Source organism: Aestuariibacter sp. GS-14, assembly GCF_006494365.1.
In the GTDB taxonomy this organism is placed as follows: domain Bacteria; phylum Pseudomonadota; class Gammaproteobacteria; order Enterobacterales; family Alteromonadaceae; genus Alteromonas; species Alteromonas mangrovi.
Window position 1 is genome coordinate 391,503 of sequence record NZ_VHIP01000001.1, and the last position, 24,164, is coordinate 415,666.

20 protein-coding genes and 1 tRNA gene are annotated in these 24,164 nt (G+C 38.9%); 11 read left to right on the forward strand and 10 right to left on the reverse strand.

The window, feature by feature from the left end; translation table 11 throughout:
- Positions 1–312: 312 nt before the first annotated feature.
- Positions 313–389: transfer RNA gene (locus FJ444_RS01705), tRNA-Arg, on the forward strand.
- 142 nt (positions 390–531) lie between these two features.
- Here FJ444_RS01705 and FJ444_RS21760 read toward each other — a convergent pair.
- On the reverse strand, positions 532–783 hold the full coding sequence (locus FJ444_RS21760; RefSeq protein WP_140956173.1) for a helix-turn-helix transcriptional regulator: 252 nt from the start codon (positions 781–783) through the stop codon (positions 532–534).
- Positions 784–904: 121 nt separating this feature from the next.
- Here FJ444_RS21760 and FJ444_RS01715 point away from each other — a divergent pair, with 121 nt between their 5' ends.
- Complete coding sequence (locus tag FJ444_RS01715; protein WP_140956174.1) at positions 905–1,723, forward strand: hypothetical protein; 819 nt, start codon at positions 905–907, stop codon at positions 1,721–1,723.
- A gap of 584 nt (positions 1,724–2,307) precedes the next feature.
- On the opposite strand, the gene FJ444_RS01725 is transcribed toward FJ444_RS01715, so the two are convergent.
- From FJ444_RS01725 to FJ444_RS01765, 9 genes are all read right to left on the reverse strand, one after another.
- Complete coding sequence (locus FJ444_RS01725) at positions 2,308–3,624, reverse strand: DUF6602 domain-containing protein (RefSeq protein WP_140956176.1); 1,317 nt, start codon at positions 3,622–3,624, stop codon at positions 2,308–2,310.
- A 291-nt stretch (positions 3,625–3,915) separates the two neighbouring features.
- A complete protein-coding gene (locus FJ444_RS01730) occupies positions 3,916–4,707 on the reverse strand; it encodes a M48 family metallopeptidase (RefSeq protein WP_140956177.1) in 792 nt (263 codons plus the stop codon).
- A 12-nt stretch (positions 4,708–4,719) separates the two neighbouring features.
- Positions 4,720–8,007 carry a type I restriction endonuclease subunit R gene (locus FJ444_RS01735; RefSeq protein WP_140956178.1) on the reverse strand — a complete coding sequence of 1,096 codons (3,288 nt, stop codon included), beginning with the start codon at positions 8,005–8,007 and terminating at the stop codon, positions 4,720–4,722.
- Positions 8,004–9,536: a nucleotidyltransferase gene (locus FJ444_RS01740; RefSeq protein WP_140956179.1), complete on the reverse strand. Its 1,533-nt coding sequence runs from the start codon at positions 9,534–9,536 to the stop codon at positions 8,004–8,006. The genes FJ444_RS01735 and FJ444_RS01740 overlap by 4 nt, the downstream gene beginning before the upstream one ends.
- The gene (locus FJ444_RS01745) at positions 9,533–10,471 is read right to left on the reverse strand and encodes a CBASS cGAMP-activated phospholipase (protein WP_140956180.1); all 939 of its coding nucleotides are present in this window, start codon (positions 10,469–10,471) and stop codon (positions 9,533–9,535) included. Before FJ444_RS01745 ends, FJ444_RS01740 begins: the two co-directional genes overlap by 4 nt.
- A gap of 8 nt (positions 10,472–10,479) precedes the next feature.
- On the reverse strand, positions 10,480–10,713 hold the full coding sequence (locus FJ444_RS01750) for a DUF2188 domain-containing protein (RefSeq protein ID WP_140956181.1): 234 nt from the start codon (positions 10,711–10,713) through the stop codon (positions 10,480–10,482).
- Complete coding sequence (locus FJ444_RS01755) at positions 10,713–11,942, reverse strand: restriction endonuclease subunit S (protein ID WP_140956182.1); 1,230 nt, start codon at positions 11,940–11,942, stop codon at positions 10,713–10,715. Before FJ444_RS01755 ends, FJ444_RS01750 begins: the two co-directional genes overlap by 1 nt.
- The gene (locus FJ444_RS01760; RefSeq protein WP_140956183.1) at positions 11,932–13,485 is read right to left on the reverse strand and encodes a type I restriction-modification system subunit M; all 1,554 of its coding nucleotides are present in this window, start codon (positions 13,483–13,485) and stop codon (positions 11,932–11,934) included. The genes FJ444_RS01755 and FJ444_RS01760 overlap by 11 nt, the downstream gene beginning before the upstream one ends.
- An 8-nt stretch (positions 13,486–13,493) precedes the next feature.
- Positions 13,494–14,102 (reverse strand): restriction endonuclease subunit S, encoded by a 609-nt coding sequence (locus tag FJ444_RS01765; RefSeq protein WP_140956184.1) that lies wholly within the window; start codon positions 14,100–14,102, stop codon positions 13,494–13,496.
- A gap of 135 nt (positions 14,103–14,237) precedes the next feature.
- On the opposite strand from FJ444_RS01765, the gene FJ444_RS01770 reads away from it, so the two are divergent.
- The 9 genes from FJ444_RS01770 to FJ444_RS01805 all read left to right on the forward strand — a co-directional run bounded on the left by FJ444_RS01770 (position 14,238) and on the right by FJ444_RS01805 (position 24,151).
- Positions 14,238–15,752, forward strand: coding sequence for a site-specific integrase (locus FJ444_RS01770; protein ID WP_140956185.1), 1,515 nt, complete (start codon positions 14,238–14,240; stop codon positions 15,750–15,752).
- A gap of 2 nt (positions 15,753–15,754) precedes the next feature.
- Positions 15,755–19,084 (forward strand): hypothetical protein, encoded by a 3,330-nt coding sequence (locus FJ444_RS01775; RefSeq protein WP_140956186.1) that lies wholly within the window; start codon positions 15,755–15,757, stop codon positions 19,082–19,084.
- Positions 19,077–19,709, forward strand: a complete 633-nt coding sequence (locus FJ444_RS01780; RefSeq protein ID WP_140956187.1) for a hypothetical protein — start codon at positions 19,077–19,079, stop codon at positions 19,707–19,709. The genes FJ444_RS01775 and FJ444_RS01780 overlap by 8 nt, the downstream gene beginning before the upstream one ends.
- Positions 19,710–20,048: 339 nt before the next feature.
- Positions 20,049–21,182, forward strand: coding sequence for an SAVED domain-containing protein (locus tag FJ444_RS01785; RefSeq protein ID WP_140956188.1), 1,134 nt, complete (start codon positions 20,049–20,051; stop codon positions 21,180–21,182).
- A 3-nt stretch (positions 21,183–21,185) separates the two neighbouring features.
- Positions 21,186–22,394, forward strand: a complete 1,209-nt coding sequence (locus FJ444_RS01790; protein ID WP_140956189.1) for a nucleotidyltransferase — start codon at positions 21,186–21,188, stop codon at positions 22,392–22,394.
- Positions 22,385–23,029, forward strand: coding sequence for a hypothetical protein (locus tag FJ444_RS01795; protein WP_140956190.1), 645 nt, complete (start codon positions 22,385–22,387; stop codon positions 23,027–23,029). Before FJ444_RS01790 ends, FJ444_RS01795 begins: the two co-directional genes overlap by 10 nt.
- A 381-nt stretch (positions 23,030–23,410) precedes the next feature.
- A complete protein-coding gene (locus tag FJ444_RS01800; RefSeq protein WP_140956191.1) occupies positions 23,411–23,590 on the forward strand; it encodes a bacteriocin in 180 nt (59 codons plus the stop codon).
- Complete coding sequence (locus FJ444_RS21305) at positions 23,583–23,744, forward strand: hypothetical protein (RefSeq protein WP_181405027.1); 162 nt, start codon at positions 23,583–23,585, stop codon at positions 23,742–23,744. Before FJ444_RS01800 ends, FJ444_RS21305 begins: the two co-directional genes overlap by 8 nt.
- A gap of 65 nt (positions 23,745–23,809) precedes the next feature.
- The gene (locus tag FJ444_RS01805; protein WP_140956192.1) at positions 23,810–24,151 is read left to right on the forward strand and encodes a hypothetical protein; all 342 of its coding nucleotides are present in this window, start codon (positions 23,810–23,812) and stop codon (positions 24,149–24,151) included.
- The last annotated feature ends 13 nt before the right edge of the window (positions 24,152–24,164 follow it).

The window sequence follows — 24,164 nt, forward strand, 5'->3', positions numbered from 1 at the left end:
AGATGCTAGTCCTTTACAAATTCCAAAAAACAAAACCTCTGACTGTTATCGCACATTCTTATTGTCTATTCGGCAGATAGTTACAATAACAGAGCATATTAAGCTCTCGACGCAAACCCAAGATTTTCAACACAGGTCAAATTACCAACAAATAAACCAGTAAATTCAACGAGGCAGTTAACATAATGCATCATAATCGTTATGATAGCCGCCTCGTCCCTGTAGTTTAATGGATAAAACAAGGCCCTCCTAAGGCTTAGATCCAGGTTCTTATGTACTATAGGGGTTAGTGCAATAGTCAAAGTCTCTAAACAGGACGTAGCTCAATTGGATAGAGCATCCCCCTCCTAAGGGGAAGGTTGTGGATTCGATCTCCACCGTCCTGGCCAATCCTTTATTTATCAATAATTTAAAATCAATTTTGCAGGTAAATCTGTATAAAATAAGAATAGATATTGGAACAGGTCGCTCTTTAATTGGTTCGAGGTAATGAAGTTACATGTGATAGGTTTAAATGCATTAACTTTGCAATTAGTTTTGTTTGACTATTCTCTTAGTTAGTTTTTTTAAGCCTATAGCGGGATCTACTTTCAATACTTCACAATACTGAACATACTCAAATACATTCAGCTTTCTTTCATGAGTTTCAACCTTCACAACAAACTGATGTGGCTCATTAAGTAATTCTCCTAGATCACGCACACTCAAACCCTGCTCATTGCGAACAGTCTTAAGCCATTGTATCAATTCGTGATAACGAGGATCATTTATGTGTTTTATCATTACAGCATTTTATTCTTCTTTTTAATTGGCACCAAAACAGTGCCGATGCTACACTCCCTTTGGCACTATTCTGGTGCCACATAATATATCAATAATTATTTAAAATGGCATTAGGAGTGTTATGAATACGGTAAAGCTAACTGCTTATGACGATTTCCAAATTCTCATGCGTGCTGGAGTAATTAAAATGCTCCACAACATTGCTTACGAAATTTCGGTAGATGAAGGTTTGAACAAGCACCTTCGAAAGGTCAGAAAAAAATCCTGTAGTACTAACTTAAACGTCAAAGTAGCTGAAGCAACTTTACATTTCGTTTATGAACATCTGCACATTGGCGGGTTGAAGGACATTCTGACAGGTCGTTACAACCTCAAAAGTATATATGAGCATGGACTCGGAATTACAAAATATAACGAATGTAATTGCTTAATCCCAGACGGTTGGGTGGTTGTCAGAACAGAGTTCAATGATGGGAAAATTATTCACCGAATATTTTCAAGCTGGGTTAAAGATGATGAGTGGCGCATATCATCCGGAGATCATGCTTTTAGCTCTTTAGTTGACTTTGGAAGCTTTTTTGTATGGAAACAAAAATCAGGAACTGTTTACAAGTTGATGAAAAATCGAGCTGACAACTTATCATCATTTGCTCGTGAAGTTCTTATTGAGCAAATATTGGAGCCTGCTGAAGATTGGGGCTTTCAGGTGTTGTGGATGAACAGTGATGATTTGCATCATGAAATAGCATTAAAAAATGATATTTTGCGCCTAGACACTCACTTACTAAACACTCTGCCTAAAGAGTCAACAGAAGATTCCGCGCTTTACCTAAGTGAATTGTTTGAAAAAATTGAATCTAGTAACTTCGGAGCGCTCTCCCTATTTACGAGTAGTGCTGAAGATATCGCGAAGAGTTACTCCGGCAATAAGAAAGAGTAGCGATTCAAGAGGCTCGTTATAACAGCGAAGTTATTCAATGTGTCTTTAAACACTGATTCCATAAATTTCTTACATATTCAGAAAAGTAAGAAAGTTGCTCGTTCAAATGAAATGGTTCATTGATAAGACACATTACATTTGCTGTTACGGTTTAACAGACATGCGGCTGCGTACCAAGAACATAAGTTCGAAACAAATTTATGCTTAATATAAACAGTTAATATTATTTATGGGACTTCTATCCATGATCGTAACAGTTGGTAAAAACCTAACTATCCCGTTACCTGATGAACTTTTGGAGGGCAGCAAACTAAGTATCAATGATATATTGCTATGTACAGTCATAGAACATAATCGTTCCATTAAACTCGAAAAATTTGAAGATCAAACATTAAGCGACGAACAAATCGAGGCCCATGGTTCATTGGCTAGAATCGAAATGCTGAACCCAAAATATTTCGAATAAGCCGTAGTGCTGAATAAGCTGTAGTTCACAGAATAAGGGAATTACCTGCTAGAGAAGCGAAAAAGGCGCTATTGCCTATTAACGGGAGAAAGGCTCATTTTATTTCAACGATTATAGTTTACATAAAGATGAAATTAGAAATTACGAACTCTTGTTCTTGCCCTTTAAGCCAAATATCTAGCATTTTTCTGTCAGTAGAAATGTAACCAGTATTATCGTCAGCCGTAGCGATGAAACTAACAGACTCAATTGGACGAAGAAAACCGTTGTCATTCATGAAATATCCAGAGCTAAGAAGCTCTTCTGTAACATCTTCAAAGGTGGTTCCAAACTTGTCTGATAGCCACTCTGAGCCATCAGATACATCAAACTCGCCACCGCGCCAAATCATTAAATTAGTTAACGTAATGGCTGCTGCACTTAACTTCGCAGGCTCCCATTTGGTATTAGCTTCTCTTTTTAGGATTTTCTCTGATGGCTCATTAGTTCTATACCACCAACCAACATTATCGCCCTCGCGACGTACTGTTGCGGTTAAAAGAGGTGCTAAATTTTCAGTTTCTAGTGTATCTTCCCAAGGCATCGTAACATCAAAGTATTGTGATATCTTTGACCAAATTATTTCCAGCATGATGTACGCTGGATTGTGTCGAGTAGAAGAAATAGCAACCCAATTATTTACACCTTGTAGAGCCATGTAAGGGAAGCCATTATTCTTTACCAAACAATAGTTATTTGCGGTAACTAATGTAGGAAATGAAGGGATGCCAAAACCATTACCATTGCTATCTTTTTCTTGGGCAAGAATATCAACAAACGCATTTCTCAATCCAGATTCAGTTTTATATCCACCATAACCATGAATAATACTAACTGGCGCGTAGCATTCTTGAACCAGCGAATAAAATAGCACACCATCTTCTGGCTCCAGATCATGAATTTGGCGATATTTTACAGGTGACGGTTTGCCAGTTATTTGGGAGAATAACTTACCCGCCACATGTAAATCTGGTTCATAGTCATATTCGATAAGTTTTTTTTCAAATAATTGTCCGTAACTTTTTCTTATTTTACTTAGGTGCTCTAAAGCGTCTTTAAAGTCAGGTTTGTTTAATGTTTTCTTTACTTCAAAAATACATAAAACAGACTCAATATCATATATGTATTGTTCAGTTAATCCATATTTAATCCCATCACCATGAACAAGCATACAGTCAATTTGTTCAGGTTGCATCTCACCTTCAATTGAGATAAAACCTGATACTACTTTTAGATCCAATGCTTTTGGGATCGTAAACCGATTATCTATACCTTGACGGGTTATCTCTTCATAGGCACTGCCTAACGTTGGCATATGGGGCATTTTGACACCATCAAGCCTTTTAGCCTCTTCAGCTATAAACTTTTCTAATATTTCGGATGCTTTTCTTATCATTTTTATGTCCTATGCCAACTAATCTAGTCCATGACTGATTTGAATCTTAATCAACAATATACATGTTGAAGCATTAGATAAAATTGGTCAATTAGCAGAAAAATGATATGTAAGTTCTCGTTATGCTAAAGGAGCGAGTCAGAAGACTGCTTGGTAGTGGACATTTTTGAGTTACGAGTCGGCAAAAATTGACAGATTTCGGATTGGAAAAAGCATGAAAAAAGCTCTAACCCTGTGGCCAATTTTTATTGTCCGCAACAGTCACTAGTGCAAACTGATATTAATTCTGAGTTATTCATTCAAATACAACTCTGCCATATCGTCTAACTTGGCTTTAACTTCTTTCCAGTTGGGCATTACTTGTGTCAGCAAACGCCAAAACTTCTCACTGTGGTTATGTTCGGCTATATGGCAAAGCTCATGCAAAATTACATAGTCAATGCACTCTTTAGGCGCTTTTACCAGGTGAGGGTTTAGCATCAAATTACCTTGGGTAGAGCAGCTGCCCCATTGTGTCTTCATGGCCATTATTCGAAATCGTGGCAGACCTTCTACCCAAGTGGCTTTAAGTAACATTTCATTTAAACGCTCATGAAAGGTTGCTTTTGCTTTCTGTTTGTACCAGGTATTCAAAAGTCCCTTAACTGTTTGTTTTTTATTAGGCATATTTGCTTTCAAGGTTACGTTAAGTTTTCCTCTGGATAGCTTTACACTTGGGACCAACTCACTGTTTTCGATTACCTTAAGCATATATCTCTTACCAAGATAAAATACAGGTTCGCCACTTATGTACTGTTTTTCAAATACATAGTCTTTTTGAGAAGCAAACTCACGTATGCTGTCCCAAATCCATCTGGCGCGTTTCAAGACAGCATTATTTATGGACTCAGTAGTGGCATCATCAGGAACAATGGCAACTACACGCTGATCTGGGTGAACTTTAATCACTACTTTTCTGGTTCGCGAAGTGTTCGACATAGCTCTACGAATAATATCGTAGTGAATAATTTCACCACCATAGGCGAACACACCGGTTTCAGACGTACTCTTTTGAATTTCTGCTGGGATAGCTTTTTTCATCATTTCTACAAAGGCTTAACTACGCGAAATTCCAAGACGAGTAATCTTTAGTACTTCTTCGATGTAGCGCTGAGCATCCTGAACTCCTAAATCTGCAAACAACATTGGCAACAATTTCATACTAATCGCATTGTCGATTTCAGAAGGGTTAATCGAGTACTCAGCGACAGCATTATTAACTACTTCATCAATACTGAAGGCATATTGGGTTAGCTGTTCATCACTAATCCCTTTATTGCTAAAGTAATCTTTGCCTAGAAGATGTTGAAACAGGCCATAGTAAGCTTGAGCGTGTTTATTGAGCTTGCCATTTTCATCATGGAAGGCATCTGGCATATCCTGAACTTTGCGCTCTTTTACATCCTGTTCGAAATCAGCGAATAAGATGTACTGTTTAACCGGGGCATCAAACATCGCTTTTGCGTCTTCAATTGCCTTTTTCAAAAGCTTTGAGAAATACTCTTGCGCGTAGGGATCATCAGCTAAATCTTGCTCGATCATTTTAGTAATACGACCGGTGATTTTATCGGTTTGGTTACGGGCTTCATCATCCGTCATGTCAGTAGGCTTAACATTTTTTCCAAGATTGCCGACCAAATATGCGCCGTCAGGCTCTTTAATCTCAATACCTGCGATATGCTTATCCAACAGGCTCTTAATATCTTCGGCATATTCATCGTAATCGATGGTTTCGTTCGCATCCTCTCTCACTTGCTTTCTAAGAGCGACGAACATTTTTAAATCATTTTTAAATAGATCTCGCTTACCTTCGAACGATTTATCTTCAAAGTAAGTCGCTGATTGCAGCGCAACTTTCATACAGTTTGAAAATGCTGTCAGGGCAGAGTAAAAGTCGTCTCGTTTTTTTATATTACTATCAACAAGCTGACCTTCGATATCTTCAATTTTGGGGGCAAGAACCTGGCGTAAAGCTGGGCCATCTTGTTTGTTTTTAACCGCACTAAATATCTGCCACAAATCACTGTGAAGGCCCGGAAGCTTTTTATACTCAGTGTCCATTCGACTATAAAGACCTTTAAGGTCGTCAATATCAAATCCGCCTTGAGTGCGTTCTGCGAGGTCCTGATACTTTTCGATTGTTGTATCAAGCTCTTTTAAAATGCCTCGGTAGTCGATGAGGTAGCCAAACTGCTTTTTGCTGTGTAATCGGTTAACTCGGGCAATCGCTTGGATTAGGTTATGCTCCTTCAACGGTTTATCAATATAAAGCACCGTATTTTTAGGTTCATCAAATCCAGTAAGCAGCTTATCGACAACAATCATTAAATCAGGGCCATCATTGTGCCCGTATTCTTCAATAATGGCTTTTGTGTAGGCTTTTTCATCATTCGAACCCACATTATTTTTCCACCAGTTTTGAACAACGTCTTTACTTTCTTTATCTACGGCATCATGGCCTTCACGGGTATCAGGAGAAGACATAGCAACAACGGATGTTAGTTTGCCTATTTTATCTAATGCTTCTTTGTAACGAATTGCAGAGGCTTTCGAATCGCAAGCCAACTGGCCCTTCAACCCTTGACGCTTGAAGTTTTGGAAATGGTCTGAGATATCGTAAGCGATCAGGTCAATACGCCCTTCGGTTTGATATATCTGACCTTTCTGTGAAAACTTTCGTTTCAGATCTGCTCTTTGCTCGTCGGTGAGTTTGCTTGTGCTTCTGTCAAACCAGGCATCTATCGCTTCATCATTCACGTTCAGCTCAGGAATACGTTCTTCATAAAGCAAAGGGGTTACTGTTTTGTCTTCAACAGCTTGCTGCATTGTGTATGAATGGATGATTTTGCCGAATTTATTTTCGGTTTTATCGTCTTTCAGTAATGGTGTACCAGTAAAGGCAATAAACGAAGCTTTGGGCAGCATCTGCTGCATGCGGATATTATTTTCGCCGTTTTGGCTCCGGTGGCCTTCGTCTATCAGAACAAGAATATTCGGGCTGTCGTTAAAACAAATTTTGTGTTTAATCGCGGAGCCAAACTTATTAATTATGGAGAATATGACCCGTTCATTCCCAGTACCAATTTGTTCAGCAAGACGACGACCTGAGGTCGCCATAGCAGACTTCTTGTCTCTGTCTGTGAGTACACCACCAGAGGAAAAGGTGCGACTAAGCTGATCTTCTAAATCAACCCGGTCGGTGACGACAATCACACGGCAATTGGCTAACGACTCCAGCCAAATCAGAGCCTTTGATAAGAACACCATGGTGAATGACTTACCGCTACCAGTGGTGTGCCAGATTACACCGCCTTCCCGAGCCCCTCTTTCATCAAAGGTGTTAATACGTTCAAGCATGGCTTTAATGCCAAAGACTTGCTGGTAGCGAGCAACAATTTTTCCGGCTTTCTTGTCGAACAAAACAAACAACCGGACCATCTCTAATAAACGCTCAGGAGAAAGTAAACTGATAATCAATCTATCCTGGTCAGTTACCGTTAAATCTCCTGCGTTAACAAGCGATAGGTAGTCATCTTTGGCCGCTCGGGTACGGTGTGCAAAAAGACTATCGAGTTTGTTTGATTCCAGCCTTTTGTTCTTGAGACGAACAAATTCGGCTTCGGGAATCATTTCTTCTTTCCATTTAGCCCAAAACTTTTCAGGTGTCCCACATGTAGCATACAACCCATCATAACCATTGACCGCTAATAGCAATTGGCTGAAAGCATAAAGGTGAGGTATCTCACCTTGTTTTTGATTGCGAATATGTTGAGATATCGCTTCAAAACAGGTTGATTTACCTTCTTTGTTTGAATCTGGTCGCTTTGCTTCAATAACAACAAAGGGAAGGCCATTTACAAAGCATACGATGTCGGGAATGCGATTTCCTATGCCCTGAGCATTTTGTACAACCATCTCTTCGGTAAAGTGAAAGCTATTGTTTTTCGGTTCTTTCCAATCGATTAGTTGAACTGTCATCGACGCCTTTTTACCGTCAATGAACTCCGTCACGCTTATCCCATACATCAATGCGTTATAAAGCTTTTCATTTGCCCCCTGTAACCCTAAATTCATTGCAGGGCTTAGCTCATGCATTACTTTATCAATTGCATCTTCAGATAACAGGTGTGATTTACCAGCAAAGGAGAAGTACTGTTTGGCAAGAAAGCTTCTCATCACAGATTGCAAAATCACTTGTGATGAACTTTTTCCGGACTTTGATAGCTGACTACCGCGCAATAACTCACACTGAGTTGAAGGTATAAACTCATATCCTAGGTTGCTAAGAAGTGCTAAAGAGGGAATTTTTGCGCTGAATTCTTCTTGGAAACTTACACTCTTCATACAGAGAACCTATCTCTAATGCTGACTACAAACTCACCAGTTCTCGCGACGCATACCTGATCTTTTATGACGAATCCTTCAACCCAATGATCACCGGTGTAGGAAGTAGATTCTATTCTATAAATTTCGTCTGAGGCTGTATTCGGCTGAGGAGATATTTCGCCTCTAAGCTGTCCTACATTTGCCGCCTCTTGCCCTGTATTTACTACCTGCCAATAAACGTCAAATGGTGCAGGAACGTCAGTCTTTAATTTGAACTTTAGTTCCTTTCCTTTGAGTAAAGGCTGTCCAGATTTAAACTCTTTCCAATATATGTTGGATTTATAACTTGCTTTAATATCCGCTGAATACATATTTGGAACGATCGGGTATCTCAGTTGTTCCTTATGCGGCACATTAAAGCTTAGTGCAGGTAAATTTGTTGGTTTGTATACATCAACAAGTGACTTGGTAAACTTATCTTCTTCGATAAAGTTTTCAATATTGATGAAGTCGTCTCTGAGCCAACCCACCCATTGGAAAAAAGCGTTTGCTCTTGCGTTATTATCCTCATGCCATCGGTCAGCGAAGTTTTCGCTTGGATTAGCTGGGTTGGGGATAAGCCACTTTCCATCAGACGTGCGAGTTATCAATGTATAGGTATTTCTTGCGTAGTAATCATTAAAAACAAAGCTATTGCTTAATTGATGAGAATGCTGATTTAAAGATGATATTAGATTTCTCAACGTGTCATAGATAGTTGCTTCATTGTTATAACAATTGGCAGCTAATACAGTAATGATCATTGAGATTGGCTTGAAGCTTTCTATATCTGATTGCGAGAATCTTACGTCACGATGTCTTTTTAATAATTGAATAGCCCTTTGTAACGGCGTTTTAACGTGAATATTGGGAACATCGTTAATTGAATTGTACAACTGTCTTTGATTATTGAAGATACGTTGCTTCTGACGATATTTTTCTAGTTCAAATGCAGCGCCATTTCTTTCGTAAAACCATTCAGCAAATCCTTTCGGGTTGCTCGTTGTCCAAGAGTAGCTGTTTTCTTGATCTTTATTTGTAGCTGCAATTGATTGGGGTCGCGCCAATAAACTGTTTTCTGCTACTGAAGGGAGAATATCCATATGGAATCCAACACCATCATCTTCAGCATAATTGAGAGTCCAGCAGCGCTTTCCTTCATCATCTAACAATCGGGCATAAGTGCCATTCTCTCTAATCCGTTGTCCAACCTGATTTTTCACAGTGGAGGCTAGTACTGCTTGTTTTAAATGCCCCAAGTTGCAGACCAAATCAATGTCATAATCTGCATCTTTACTATTTTTGAATGGGCGAATTTCTGTTCCAAGTTTAAAAGAGCCTTGAAGGTATACCTCTGGAACACGAAATGTGCCGGGATAGTCACCTTGCTCTAGATGCGATCTCATTGAATTAAAGCGATCAATCGCTTGTTTGTATTTAGTTGGAGAAATGTCCAACTTTTTAGCCGCTGTTAACAGGGCCTCTTCCCTAGAAACTATTTGAGTCACGATACACTTCCTCCCAAGACAAAGTTATTAATCTCTTTACTTCCATATGTAAAATCCTTGTCAGCTAAACTAATCAAATTATCGATTTCAGAAACGTCATCAAGTGGGAGATCAGTATCGGACTCAAAATCAATTCTTAATATTTGCTCAGGCTTCAAATGAAGCTTTAGATAATTCAACGCGCTTTGGCTCTGAAGCGATAACATAAAATTTATGAATTCTTTATGCCGCCAGCCCGTTGCAAAACCCCAGCCTCCCTTATGCTTTAAACCATAAGCGACTTTGGAATGACCGGTGCCGATGGACACCACTTGTATATCATCGTAATTTATCCCTAGTCGTTTTTGAGCATCAATAACGGCCACTAATGCGGGGTTGTTTGCCCACAGGCCACCATCTGATAACAAATACTCATCAACTTTATGAGGGTCGAAAAATGTTGGGGCTGAGCACGATGCTAGAACAGCATCTCTGACTTTGACTGACCTATCACGAATAAAATCTGGGTGATAAGCCGATTTAAATACGTGAACGCCACCATTACCTACATCTGTTGCTGGCAGAATCAGAGGTTTTGCTATTTGCCCAAGCGTATAATCATTAAATACACCTTTAAGTACGTCAGATAAGCTTCCGCTTTCATATACACTTTTAAGCATAAGCTGAGTAGCTGTACTCTGTATTTTAAAGGGAATCCTCGACTTTTTCTTTTTGAAAATATCCGCGCCATGTTCCTTGTACATGTTAACCATTTCGGCTGCACGGATGTTACATGCAACTCCAGCCGCAATTATGGAACCCGTACTAGTGCCAGCTATCATGTCGAATGACTCTAAGAGATTGATTCCGAGTTTTTCTTCGAAACATTTAAGTATGTGCGCAGGGTAAACACCCCGAATTCCGCCGCCATCGATGCTCAATATCTTAAAAGTCATATGTATCCTTACTTCTTGTCTTTAGGTGGGTGTGGGTCATTGCCATAGCTATTGCCAGCTCTGATCTTGCCATCCCGTCCATGTATTTTTGTATCTGACTGTTGGTTTCTGGCTATATCTTCAGCTCTATCTATAGCCTCTTGCTGAGTATTGGTAACCTTTGTAGCTTTGCTATTTCCCGCTCCTTTCACCGCCCAGCCATCAGGGTGTTTTACTACGTGTTGATTTTTACCTTTTGGCATTATACGACCTCCATTTCGTCAATTTTTATTCTGCGCTTGCCTGTTAACAACTGCTGCATAAGTGCCTTTTTCTCTTGCCTTAAATCAGCAAGCTGTTGTTGCAGGACTTCAACCTCTTTTTCTGCATTTGATAAACACGATGCAATGACGTCTATTTCTTCTTCATCTGACGGAATAGAGAACTTGAATTTATGTAGGTCACTAGTGTTAATGGAATTTATGGTTGCCCCTAAATTCATATTCACTTGTCTAAAAAATTCATCTGATTGGAAAAGTTGACTCACATATAGAGGGTATTTACCTCTAAAGAGTGTCATAAATGCACCATGAGCTTGCCCTATAGCGCGACCTTTAATAAGAGTACTCTTACCAATGAGATTTTTACTTCCGTTTCGAACACAAACTAAAATATCGTTTTCTTGAGTTTTTGATTTAACTTTTAAGTCTGCATTTACAAAAACGTTATCTTCGAACGCAAGCTTGCTGTCTTGAATGTTTGATGAGCGAAGTACAAGCATTCCGTCGTCGGTGGTATCAGATGGCTTATAAGTCAAACCTGTAATACATTTACCTATATCGCCTAGTTGGATCTGCTTCCAGGCCTTAGTAAATCCAACAAAACGTTTTTTGCCTGTTAGTAGTTGTTGCATTAGGGCTTTTTTCTGCTGTTTGCTGTTGTCGATTAGGTGCTCGGTGGTGCTAATCGCTTTATCCCAGGTAGATAGGATTTTGGCGATCTTTATTTCTTCTTCCTTTGATGAAGCTACCATTAATGGTAGTTCTGACAATATTGCAGTGTTCATGTTTGGCATAGTCTGCCCAACGGCATTTTGTTCTAGCCATTTTTTGACTGCGTGTTTTTGTAGAAAATATGAGAGAAATATCGATGAATGTTCTGAATTAGGTGTGGCTTTCAAACATCCTGTACCGCAAATAGCTGATTCATCTCCTTCTTCGATGAGTGCGAACCGGCTAACATCACCTCTACGACTAAATAACAAATCCCCGCTTTTTAGGTGATGTTTGGTCAGCTCACTCGCTTTTTCTACAGGGATTTTTGCTGCGGATTCATAATTTGCTCTAAAATTGTGAAGGTCTTTGGGCATTAATACCGCCACCCCCTGATCGCAATATTCATGTGCGTGTAACTGACTGCCAAAAGGGCCAGTCTGTAAATTTCCGGAACAGACCTTCCCAAGAGATGTTAGTTTCCATCCATTAGGCACCATAACCCAACTCCTTTAAGTAACCTTCCATTTCGGCTTCAAGGGTTAGTAGTTCGCTTTTTAGTTGAACGCGCTCATTACGCACTGCAACCAAATCGATTTCTGCTTCTTCTTCAAAGGTATCCACATAGCGAGGGATATTGAGGTTAAAGTCGTTCTCTTTAATTTCATTGAAACTAGCCAGGTAAGCATACTTATCGACGTTTTCACGGGCTTTGTAGGTGTCGATGATCTTCTGGATATTCTCTACTGTTAACTGGTTTTGGTTTTTGCCAGATTTGAATTCACGACTAGCATCGATAAACAGTACGTTGTTATCAGTCTTGTGCTTTTTGAAAATCAGGACGGCAGCTGGGATACCTGTACCAAAAAATAGTTTTTCTGGCAGGCCTATAACCGTATCGAGTAGGTTTTCTTCAATCAATTGCTGACGAATTTTTCCTTCAGATGATGCTCGAAACAGCACTCCATGTGGCACCACAACGCCCATACGACCTGTATCCGGCTTTAGGGTTTCTATCATATGGCTAATAAAGGCGTAGTCACCTTTGGTTTTTGGCGGAATGCCTCTTCTAAAGCGACCATAAGGATCATTGCCTGCGTCTTCAAAGCCCCATTTCTCCAAGCTAAAAGGAGGGTTGGCCGTCACCACATCAAAATGCAGTAAGCCTGAGCCGTCTTTATCCTTTAACAGTGGGTTACGGATAGTATCTCCCCACTCAATGCGGTGGTTATCCTCGCCATGAAGGAACATATTCATTTTTGCCAAAGCCCAAGTTGAACCAATGGCCTCCTGCCCGAAAAGGGCGTATTTCTTGGAACCTGAATTCTTGCGTACGATTGCGCCACATTTCATTAGCAAGGAGCCGGAGCCGCAAGCAGGGTCGCATATTTGGTCTCCTTCTTGCGGGTCTAGCACTGTTGCCAGTAAGTCAGAAACTTCTGGGGGGGTGTAGAACTCTCCGGCGGAGCGGCCACTGCCAGCAGCAAAATGCTTAATCAGGTATTCATAAGCGTTTCCAATAACGTCTAATCCACCAATTCGGCTTGGGCGAAAATCTAACGTTGCTTTCGCAAAATCTTCTAACAAGTGGCGTAGTAATTCGTTCTTTTGTTTGTCAGGACCCAACTTATCAGTGTTGAACATGATGTCCTGAAACACATTCTTAAGTTTGCCACCATTGGCTTCTTCAATCGCATGAAGGGCTTGGTCGATACGTTGTCCATTGCCAGCCTGGTGGCGTTGCTCATGTAAATCCCAAAAGCTAGTGCCTTTTGGTAACACAAAGCGCTGTTTACCCATCATTGCATTGATGAGATCTGGGTTATCGCCATACTGCTCGGTTAGCTTGTTGTACTCATCGCGATATACATCAGAAATGTATTTGAGAAACAACATGGTAAGAATGAAGTCTTTATATGTATCTGCACTGATAACGCCTCTGAACGTGTCACAGGCTGACCATACAGCTTTGTTTACGTCTGATTGAATAATATTGTTCAGTAGTTCAATGGTTTCGTTTGAGTTGTTTGCTGAATCTGTCATTTGTATTCCTAATCTCGACCAGTGGCTCTGCTCGGCTCTAATTCATTTTTTGCAATGGCATTGATTTGTTGTTGTCGATTTTCAATCAATCTTTGCAATGTCTTTCTCTCGTTCAATGCACATAGTTGCATTGAGATTAATTGCCGTTGCCTTTCGATACTGGGCAACACCAAGGGAGTATCTTCAAGAACCTGCTTTCGAATACTGACGTAAAGCGAGCCCTCAGCACTATTAAAAAAATACCGTTGTGCGGGTATTTGGTTGAGCTGCCAAGCTATGAAAGCTGGTAAAGCAACGGCATGTTTCTTAGGTTTTATCCGCACTAAAAAAAAGTGGGGTGAACACACTGATTGTCCGGGTAACGCGCCATCATCGACAATCGCCGCATAATGCTTTGCGCCTTTTGCGACAAACAAAATATCGCCTGCTTGCAACCAATCCGGCTTTTTACGCCCGGTTAACTTGGTTATTACCAAATCTGAAGCATTAATTTCACCAGACTCGTCTGTGTCTCTGACTTGAACAACATGAACATCTCCATCATCCACTGCCTTTATTGAGCCACGGAATGGATGCCCCAAACGTATGTCTGCTATATCACTCAATGTGACACTCATTGCCTTTTACCTTAATAATCAATAAGAAAGCATTTTAAACCGTAAGATAAAACTCAAGTTCAAAGGGTACTTAATATATAGGTAATTATATTGACTGGCATTTTTAGATTAGTCAACAAAAAGTGCAGTATTTAAATGCTGCACTACGCTCTTGACATAGCAAACCTTCTGAACTATTTTCAGTGCAGTATTTTAATGGTGCAGTTTGGGTTTGGGTTGATGGAAGTGTTAAGGTTTAAGAGAGTAAGATTCTATAATGATATGCTGGGGGTTTATCTTTACGAATTGATACATCCTGAAACAGCTGAAAGTGTGCCTTTCTATCTAGATTTTTTAAAAAAAGTCGCATCCGACCAAGCAAAGGCAAGGAAAAGAGCTCAGAATTCAATAGATGCTTATGCAGATGACTTAAAATCATTTCTGGAGTACGTCTATAATGCTCAAAATGTCTTCTTTGATTGTGATTTTGAGACAGAATCAACACTGTTAGCGGATATTATTCTTTCTTATCCAGATTATTTGACACTAGGTACAAGCTCCCCGCAGAAACTGGCTAGTAATACTGCTACTGTATTAAACATAAAACCAGTCTCTAGCAAAACAGCAAATCGAAGACTAAGTACCGTTAACACGTTTCTAGACGCTTCAGCTCAGTTTCACTCGATTTTAAAATCGCTATCGGATACTTCATTTTTAAACGTTGATAGAACTTCCTTAGATATTCATAGAGATCTAAATAATTGCAGGAAGTTAGCTCATAGTGAGACTAAGCGTTTAAGGGAAAAATCTGTACTTGCACAAGTTGTAAGTTGTGGCCCGAAATACGCAAAGTCTAAAGCTTTTAAAATCAAAGGTGATAGTTCGTCTCAACAATTAAGAAATAAATATTTCCCCATGGAGTATTTAGCGCCGTTGTTTCAAGCAGCAACAACATTCAGAGACAGAGCAATCTGGGCACTTATGGCAGGAGGAGGACTCCGAATAAGTGAAGTATCTCAACTATTAATAAATGACATCGATATGGTTGAAAGTATAGTCCATACCTATAACTATCAAGACCGAACTGAATGTTTTGAAGGGTTAACTAGTTCCGAATCTTCGAGTTTATCATTTAAAGGAAGGAAAATTTCTGAAGTAACATTTATAGAGCCGTTTAAAAGTATATTTTTTGATTCAATTGCTAAGTACCTAGAGTTTGAACGGCCTATGGGACTCAAACACAATTATCTCTTTGTAACGCTTGGTAATAATTCACGAGGAAAACCACTTTTCACATGTTCAAATTCAACTCTTGCTTACCCTCTTAAAAAAGCTCTTACCCTCATTGGGGGTCCACTCCGTAGTGACGATGGTGATCCCTATGGCCCTCACTCGCTACGTCATTTTTACGGATATTGGCTAGTTAACTTCCACGTAACAGCTGAGGGAAAGGGTTTTAGTTTGCTTGAGGTCAGAGATTTAATGGGCCATGCAAGTGAGTCATCAACAGCAATTTATGCCGTAATTGATCATGAAATTTCAAAAGAAAAGATGCGTAAGGCGAATCTTGTCATCACTCAGGTCATTGACCCAATAGATTCAGCTCCTTTAGATAAATTAGTAGATCTAAAAAATTCTGTGATAGCCGCATATCGCAGTGGAAAATACTAGCTATGAGAACGACAACAACAATCATTACATCACCAGAAGAAGTTAACAAATGTGCCTATATGTGGTTTTCAAGGGCATTTAGCGATCTAGATAACATATCTTGGAATAAAAATAGAACAGGTTATATTGCGAAACGATTGAGGGATTTGTTAACAGAGTCAACTGGTTGGATAGATAAGCTAAACGATATTTCTTTGTACTTCAGTAAGAGTGAAAATGATTCTAAAACTAAACGAAAGGAATTTTGCGAAGCCTTAGGCTTCTTCTCGACTCATGGAAAGCAGTGTGACTCTATGGTTGTATATATGATCAACATATTATTTGTACACTTGTCTGAGGAAGGGCATATAGCATTGCGATATGGGCATCAATTGAGGTATCCCAAGGATGCCAATTCAATGCGTACTTACTATGAATGTGGATTAGTATCTGACCTAGTAATTAAAATCTATGCGATGTCTAGCAATACTCGATTTAAATTATTTGGATTCTTGCTGAAGAAAAAAATTAGAACCGAAATGGAGTCTTTGGGCACTGGCAAAGCATCAACAAGACAGCGCTCATTTATGAATATCTTAGAGGTAGTAGCTTATTTCGGCATAACTAGATTTGAAGATATTACAGTTAAAAGATTAATAGAGTACCATATTGTTAATTACAAGCTTACTGGGAGTACCTTAGCATTCGCTTTCTACCTAAAAATTATGGATTCAATAAACTCCACCACATATTTTAATGAGTTTAATGATGAAATAAAAAACAACATTCCAAAGTTAAGACAAGAAACTGCGAAAACAAATAAAACAAAAATTATTGATGCTCCTGGATTGATTAAAAAATTCACATGCGAATCGATAGATGTTAGAACTGTTGAACTTCAACATACCAGACCTGCTTCAAAGATAATAAAATTTGGAAACTTCGAATTTAGTGTAAAGTCGAACCTGAGTTTATACCACCCCGAGAACCTAGATGTAGAAAATTATTGGAAAAAAACACAAATAGATTTCGTGAATCAAATTAGAGAGTCAGGAACCAAAAAAACTACAAGGCTAAGGTTATCATACCTTAACTCTTATCTATTCGATTACCTACCCTCATTCTTTGCGACTAATCCTGAAATCCCTTATTCCATGCCATGGAATCCATCAGATTTTATACCTTATATTTTCGTAAAACATTCTATAACTTTAGTTGAACATAATTTCGGAAGAGGAAATGATATTCCTCTACCAATATCCTTACTTGATTATATTTATACAATAACTGAAGAAAAAGCATATGAGCAAGGTTACAACAAGACTAACTCAGGAAGAGATGCCATATCCTTAATCCAGCGATACTTCAATTTCATCATAGACAAGTTTAGCTCATTAGAGGAGTGTAAATTAAACTCAAACCCAATATCTGATTGGGACAAAAATGCTAGAGCAGGCTATTCATTAGCAGGCAGCAACAAAAAATTGCTCGAACTTGATTACTGGATTTTACTAAAGGAATTCTTAAAAGTATTAGCCTATGCATTAGTTAAAAACGCCGAAGATGTAATTTTTAAAGGAAAACCCAATCAAGAGACAATAATAATTAACAAAAAAATATGTTGGCTAGAATATGAAGTTTTCATTGGCAAGATAGATCTATCCTGTCTAGGCCTATTTTCATTTGAAGATGATAAAAACCCAAGAAAAACTACAGCTTATCAGGCCGTCATTAATTTATATCTAATTGCCTGGACTGCATTGAGAGATTCAAATGCTCGCTGGCTGGATGTAAATAACTTTAACGTATATTGTGGAGAGTCTGAGGTAGTTGAAGATAGTGCCGAGCTATTCGTAAATACAGATAAAGTGCGTACAAAACCTTTCCCAATTACTATACCGAGTCATGTATTAAATTTACTTAATAGAGTTGCAAAACTGCGTAGGTCCATAAATAGAAATGGATTCAATGCTCCTATATATTATAACGGAGAAAAATCATCCAAATGGGGTAAGATCTCACCATTACTCCAATCAACTCAAAAAAATAGTAGTGTTTACGCCGCAACAGATAGTTTTCTTCTGAAATTTTGTAAATTATTCGAATCTAAGATAGAACATCACAATAAAAATTGTGACTCGAATAAAATCATTAAATATAAATCATCAATTTATACCTTGCCACTTGAAGCTAATACAAGAACTTTTCAGAACACTAGTGTGTTTTTACACGCTGATATGGATTACTCATGGGTAATTAGATACCCCGATTATGAATGCCGTTACACCCCTTTAAAGCAATCTGTTGCGTGGACACCGCACTCTCTGAGAACGACTTTTGATTCAGTCTTAACCGTCTTAGTTGATCCTGAAACCGTTGGGAAAATAGCGACAGGACAAGGAGCTGCTACTGTCGGTTACTATTCACAACTCCCGCCTCATGAAGTTGAAAGAGTAAAGTTGTTAGCAATGAATTTGCAACTGAGTAAACAATTTTCCGTTCCAATTCCTGTTGAGTATGAAATTAATAATATCGTACCAGCTAAAGATACGGTCATTGATAAAGATTTGTTATTAGAAAGCCATGCCATGGGGAAAGCTATAGAAACGTTCAACTTTTTCAGCCTATCTCATATTAATACTAACAATTTAACTTCTCCACTAGATGCCTTTAGGCAAGCAAATAGGGATCAAATCGCTATTAACAGAACTCATATATGTCCCTACAACAATAACTGTCCTAAAGACGTAATAATCTTGCTCCAAGGAAAAAAGAATTGTTCAATCTGTCCTTATGCAATTCTATGCCACGCAAATAAAGTTGGAATATCAGCTGAGTTAAAACGTCTGGGAGACCACTCAGTAGAAATTACAAAAGAGCTATCTAGTGAAAACTTACTAGAAATAGAGAGAGAAAATTTAAGAATTTTGAAAGACGAAGTAATAAACCAAATTGGAGGTTGGCTCGTGAGGCATAACTTCCTTTCAAAAAATAAAGACAATGGTTCCTTCTATATAGGAGGATCAAGTGAAAAACACCTGAACCACATTAAAAATCTAAGTAGCAGCAATAATTTGATGGGGAGGCTTATCGAAAGTCAAGGCGTTTCCACGTTACAGTCAGAAACGCTGAAACGACAAGCGAGGCAGTTAACAAGAAGGATTAAGTCAATCCTCAATAAGCACCCTAATATGTTTGTCAGTGATACATCGGAAGGTGATGATGTAACTGTAGCTCTTCACATGATCAAAACTATTTGTGACGTCCACGACATAGAAGAATCAACGCTTGTAGAGTCTCTAACCTCCCCAAACCCTATAGAAGTTGAATGGATTAAATTGATAAATGAATAACAGAGAAAGTTCATTAGATTTATATAGAGAAAGAGTCACACAGCGTAGAATTATAGATATAAGGTCAATAATTCTAAGCCTAGAAAAAGAAAGAGCTCGGTTTACCAATATTACTGAGTTGAGCGAGATTATCGCAAAGAAGCTTTCCGTAATTGAAGGAAAACCAGTTGCGAGCTCTACATTGAGACGAAATGTGAATTATAGGATATTGCTCGATGAACACTTGTCTAAATTATTACCTAAACTAACCTCAAATGAACCTGACAAAATTGTTACTGAAAAGCTAAGAGCATATAAACTATCTAAAAAACTAACCACTGCATACAAAAATATTAAAGAGCTAAAAAAAGAGTTGTTAGATACAAGAAACCTTCTATCCAGTAGGATTGCATTGGAGCATGAGTCTTTGGATAAAATGATTTTAAGGAAAGTAGATCAAATTACGTCATCAAATGATGAGTCTATCGAGTCACTTTTTGAGGTAATATATGTGTTACTAATGGACTTGGGTAGTATAGATTTTGATGTTTCTCAGGGAGTGGTTTACGATTCAGCCGATGATATAGTAAGGCTCAACAGAAATGATTTTCCACTCTTTTTCAAGTGGCTCGAAAAAAAATTATAATCTAGGAAAGCTTATATTATTTGAATTAGTCTGAATGTAATCTGTCAGTTTCGTTTTTTTTATGTGACTAGCTCTGTCAGGCTATCCCAAATCTGTTCTTCCCCAAAGTGTATTAATCAACTCTGTAAATTTAAGTCTTTGACTGAATTTTAGTAAGAGCACAAAGTTTCTATAGTACTTACAAGATCAGCATCTACTTAGTAGAAAAATAGACGAGTAAACTCGTGGCTAGGCACGATAGTTTTCAAGCTATCGTGGTAGCATACAGAAGTATTGAAAATCAAAGTTCCGCCCCCATAAACAATTAGTTAACGATTTGCCCTCTATGGAGACTGAGCAGTGCCTAATTTAGATGTAGTGTTGGATTTTGGATATGTTATTGCTCAAAAGAGGCTATCGTCAGCTCGATACCTAATGAAAGTAGGCATTAGCGTTGCAGGTCTTTTTATAGGGCTCGGCTCTTTGGTAGGCTCTTTTTCCTATGAAGGCTTTACGTTAAGTGCGGACAGTAATAGCTCTCCTGTTATACCTTTTATCATTAATGGGTTTGCGTGTTTAGGTCTGGCTAGTCTAGTTATGGGTATATTATTAGAAATATATGAGCACCTCTGGGGAGAAGCGTCAAAAGACAATCGTGCAAAAAGTATAGATTTGAGGAGCTTAACAGCTGCCAAAGCCCCAACTCTGTCTAAGTCCTTTCCTTCATTGATCGAATCATCAGGTATACATGATGCTCTGTATTTGGAGGCAAAATCTGGGGATACCCTCACTGAATGGCTCACGAGATCTACTGAAGCCTTATCTAAGTTTGCTCAAGAAGATCTAGTCAAAATTAACGACTTTGAGAGTGACCATCCTCTAGCAATGGGGGCTTTAGCTCATGTACCACATTGTTTTTCTCTTGGGTTCCTTGTTGCCAATAGAAGATTAGTTCATTACTACTGTTGGAACAGAGATTCTAAAAAAACAGAAAAAAGTCGTTGGATAGATTGCAGAGACCAAAGGACTAGAGGACAGTCTATAAGTGGGCAGGTTAATGTTATTCAATCTGAACATGTCACTACGCCTGAAGACGTGACTAAGATAGGTTTGTCAATTGAGTTGTCTATTCCTTCTAATCCCCAAAACTTCTTGGAGAAGATTGGTGTTGATGTTGTATATCAAATTGGATTGAAGAACCAGTCAATCGGAAACCTCTTCTCGGAGAAAGAACAGGTTAAAATAGTCTGTGAAATTAGAGAGTTAATTAATAATGAAATATTAACTCATTACAAGAATTTGGAAGAACTCCATTTATCTATAACTGGCCAAGCATCATTCATAATGCGACTTGGCGCAGACATGAATCAAAATCATTTACCAAAAGTTATAAAAGTTTATCACTTTGAGAACCAGAACTATCCATGGTATTTCGAGCTCAGCCCGAATAGTGACAGTGTTCAATTCTCTGTGTTAACAAACGAGGAAGGATAAGGAATGAGCAAACGTGATAATGAACAACTACTAAGTCAGCTTGTTGATGACTTAGATCTACCTGACTCGGCTTATGAAACAGCAGTACGTCGCTATGAAAATATAGGAAAGTGGTTAGGTAGGGAAGGTTCTTCGTGTGCCGATTTTGACCCTCATATCTTCCCTCAAGGTTCGTTTAGATTAGGTATCGCTATTAAGCCACTATCAGGTTTAGAAGAATATGATTTAGATCTTGCTTGTAATTTACGTTCTGGTGTTGACTCTACAACACATACACAACTGGAGTTGAAAGAGTTAATAGGTTCTGAGTTAGAGTTGTACCGTAATGCGCGAAGCATTAAGCAGCCTTTAGAAGCAAAACATCGTTGTTGGCGACTAGAGTACGCTGATAACTTAAAGTTTCATATGGATATTGTTCCTTGTGTACCTGAGAGTGAAATTCGAAAGAAGTCACTTGTTGTGTCTATGGAGAACTACGGAATTGTTGAGTCTTTAGCTCAAAAAGTTGCAGAGTTAGCTGTAGGTATAACTGATGATAGGCATCCTAATTATTCTCAGAAAGTGCCTGATTGGTTGATCAGTAACCCTGAAGGGTATGCACAATGGTTTGAGAACAATATGTATCCAACCGAATTACTAAAGGTTGCTTGTGAATCAGCTCAAGTTGATGAAGTGCCCTTCTACAAGATAAAAACACCTTTGCAAAGGGTTGTACAAATACTTAAGCGACATCGTGATAAAATGTTTGCTGATAACTCAGACAGCAAACCAATTTCAGTAATTATTACTACATTGGCTGCATCTACATATTCAGGTAGTAGTTCGTTGGAGTCAGCGCTTAAAGAAGTTTTGCTAGGGCTAAAACAGTTTGTTAATTCAGATTCGAACGAAGTACTAAACCCAGTGAACCCTAAAGAAAATTTTGCTGATCGGTGGTCGATGCCTGCATACGATGATCTTGAGTTAAAGAGAAATTTTCATAATTGGGTTAATCAAGTGAACCGTGATTTTGATTTCTTGTTGGAGTCAAATGAGCTTGAAATGATCTCAGAGTCTCTTGCGAAGAATTTATCAGTGTCCTTTGAAAGCCACAAACTAGCATCATTACTGTCGATTCCTTTAACTTCTGACGCAATTACGTCACAGCCGAAAATTGTAAGCGAGCCTGTCTCAAAGCCTTGGAGCAAAGGGCGAGGTGATTTTTGCAAATAATTGGTTTAGATGATTTTTTGAACGAAAACCCTTTGATGAACGTCCTACCAACATCAAAGGGTAAGTCTATAGAGTTGAAAGGGAAAGTTAAATTGAGTCATCAGTTTAAGCACTTTCCTCAAGTCAGTAGACTTATTGAGGTTAAAGTAAGCATTCCCGAACAGTATCCATTTTCTTCTCCTATTTTTGAGGAGGTAGGAGGGTTTGTGCCGAAAAGGGATGACTTTCATGTAAACCCTGATGGCTCGCTATGTTTGGGGACTCCATTTCGTATTGAAGCATTTATCCGTAAAGAACCGAACTTTAACACTTTCTATAAGAGATTCTTCATTCCTTATATCTATGCAGTATCCCTTAAGATTATGAATAGTGTAGATTTTGTATTTGGTGAACTAAAGCATGGGAATGCTGGAGAGTTGGAAGACTTTTGTGATATTTTTGGTGTCCAAAATAAATCCCAGATCTTAGGTTGCCTCAACTCATTGGCAATGAAAAAGCGGTTGGCTAACAAGAGGCCATGCCCTTGTGAATGTGGCAGGCGTTTGGGTGCTTGTAGATTCCACTATAAGATTAACCAACAGAGAAATATCTTACCAAGAAGTTGGTATAGAAATTTAAAGTCTCGTCTATCATAGTTTCAGCCCTATTTGTTAATTAGACTCTGAGTTGGTGCTTCACGCCCTCACTAACCTTACTAGTAAAACGTTCCTAGACTAGGTCTGGGAATTCAGCTGTTGATGCACCGGATTACTACTGCATTTAGTGCATTAGCAGAAACTAAGGTTTCACTTTTTGCACTTCCCATTTTTAGTGGGATAAGTAAGATAAATCTATATGTTCACAGCAATCTTTATAGTACATAAGAGTTCGATTCCTGGTGGGGACGCCAGTTCGACACACCCATTTTCGGTTTGTTAAACCCCTCCCTTGTACAGTTTCAAACCCTCTGTGAATGCGTAACACTTGTTTGTGTCGCAAAGAGCGACGACATTTTTTGCATTGCAAAGGAGAAACTGATGACAGAATTGAACGAAAAAGAATTAACACAGGTAAATGGCGGCTTTGGTTCGCTTATTTATTGGGGAATACGCGGTGGCATTTATCTATACCGCACTTACTCCGCCACTCAAATTGCTACAGGCGCAGGCTTCGCTGCTGGCGCTGGAATCACAATAGCAGCAGAAATGGATGACTAAGCAAATGCGGGAACTGACAACCGACGAACTACAATATGTACAAGGATCACTTGCTTTTATTCCATTGGCTATCCCATTTGGGAAAGGTGCAATGATAGGTGCTGGTGTGGCAAGTATTCTCATCGCTATGGCTGATGTTACCGACATTATTTAGCCAGCATTGTTATCCACTAGAATCAAGGGTGTGCACGCCCTTTCTTATCAGTGAATGAGGAACTTATGCCAACCACATCCCCTTCTCACCCCGTGACTGTGTCACAAAAACTCTGCTATGGCTTAACGGCCGGCTTTGCCATTGTCGCGGTTATGGCTGCGCTAAAAGCCCTGTTTATTACTCTCGAATACGGATTTGTACCCGCCTATCTGCTGATTTTTGCTGTTGCCGCATTAGCAACGCGAGGAGGAAGCAGGCAAGCCAGTCACAGCCAACTCGCCATTATCATGATCGGTTACTTTACCCTTGCTTTAATGCAAGGATTCAGCCCCAAGGTCACCCTGGTTGTGTTTGTGATTTCAATGGGGTATTTATTAATACGGTTGCTTACCAGACACCTCAAATAAGCCAGAAAAGTTG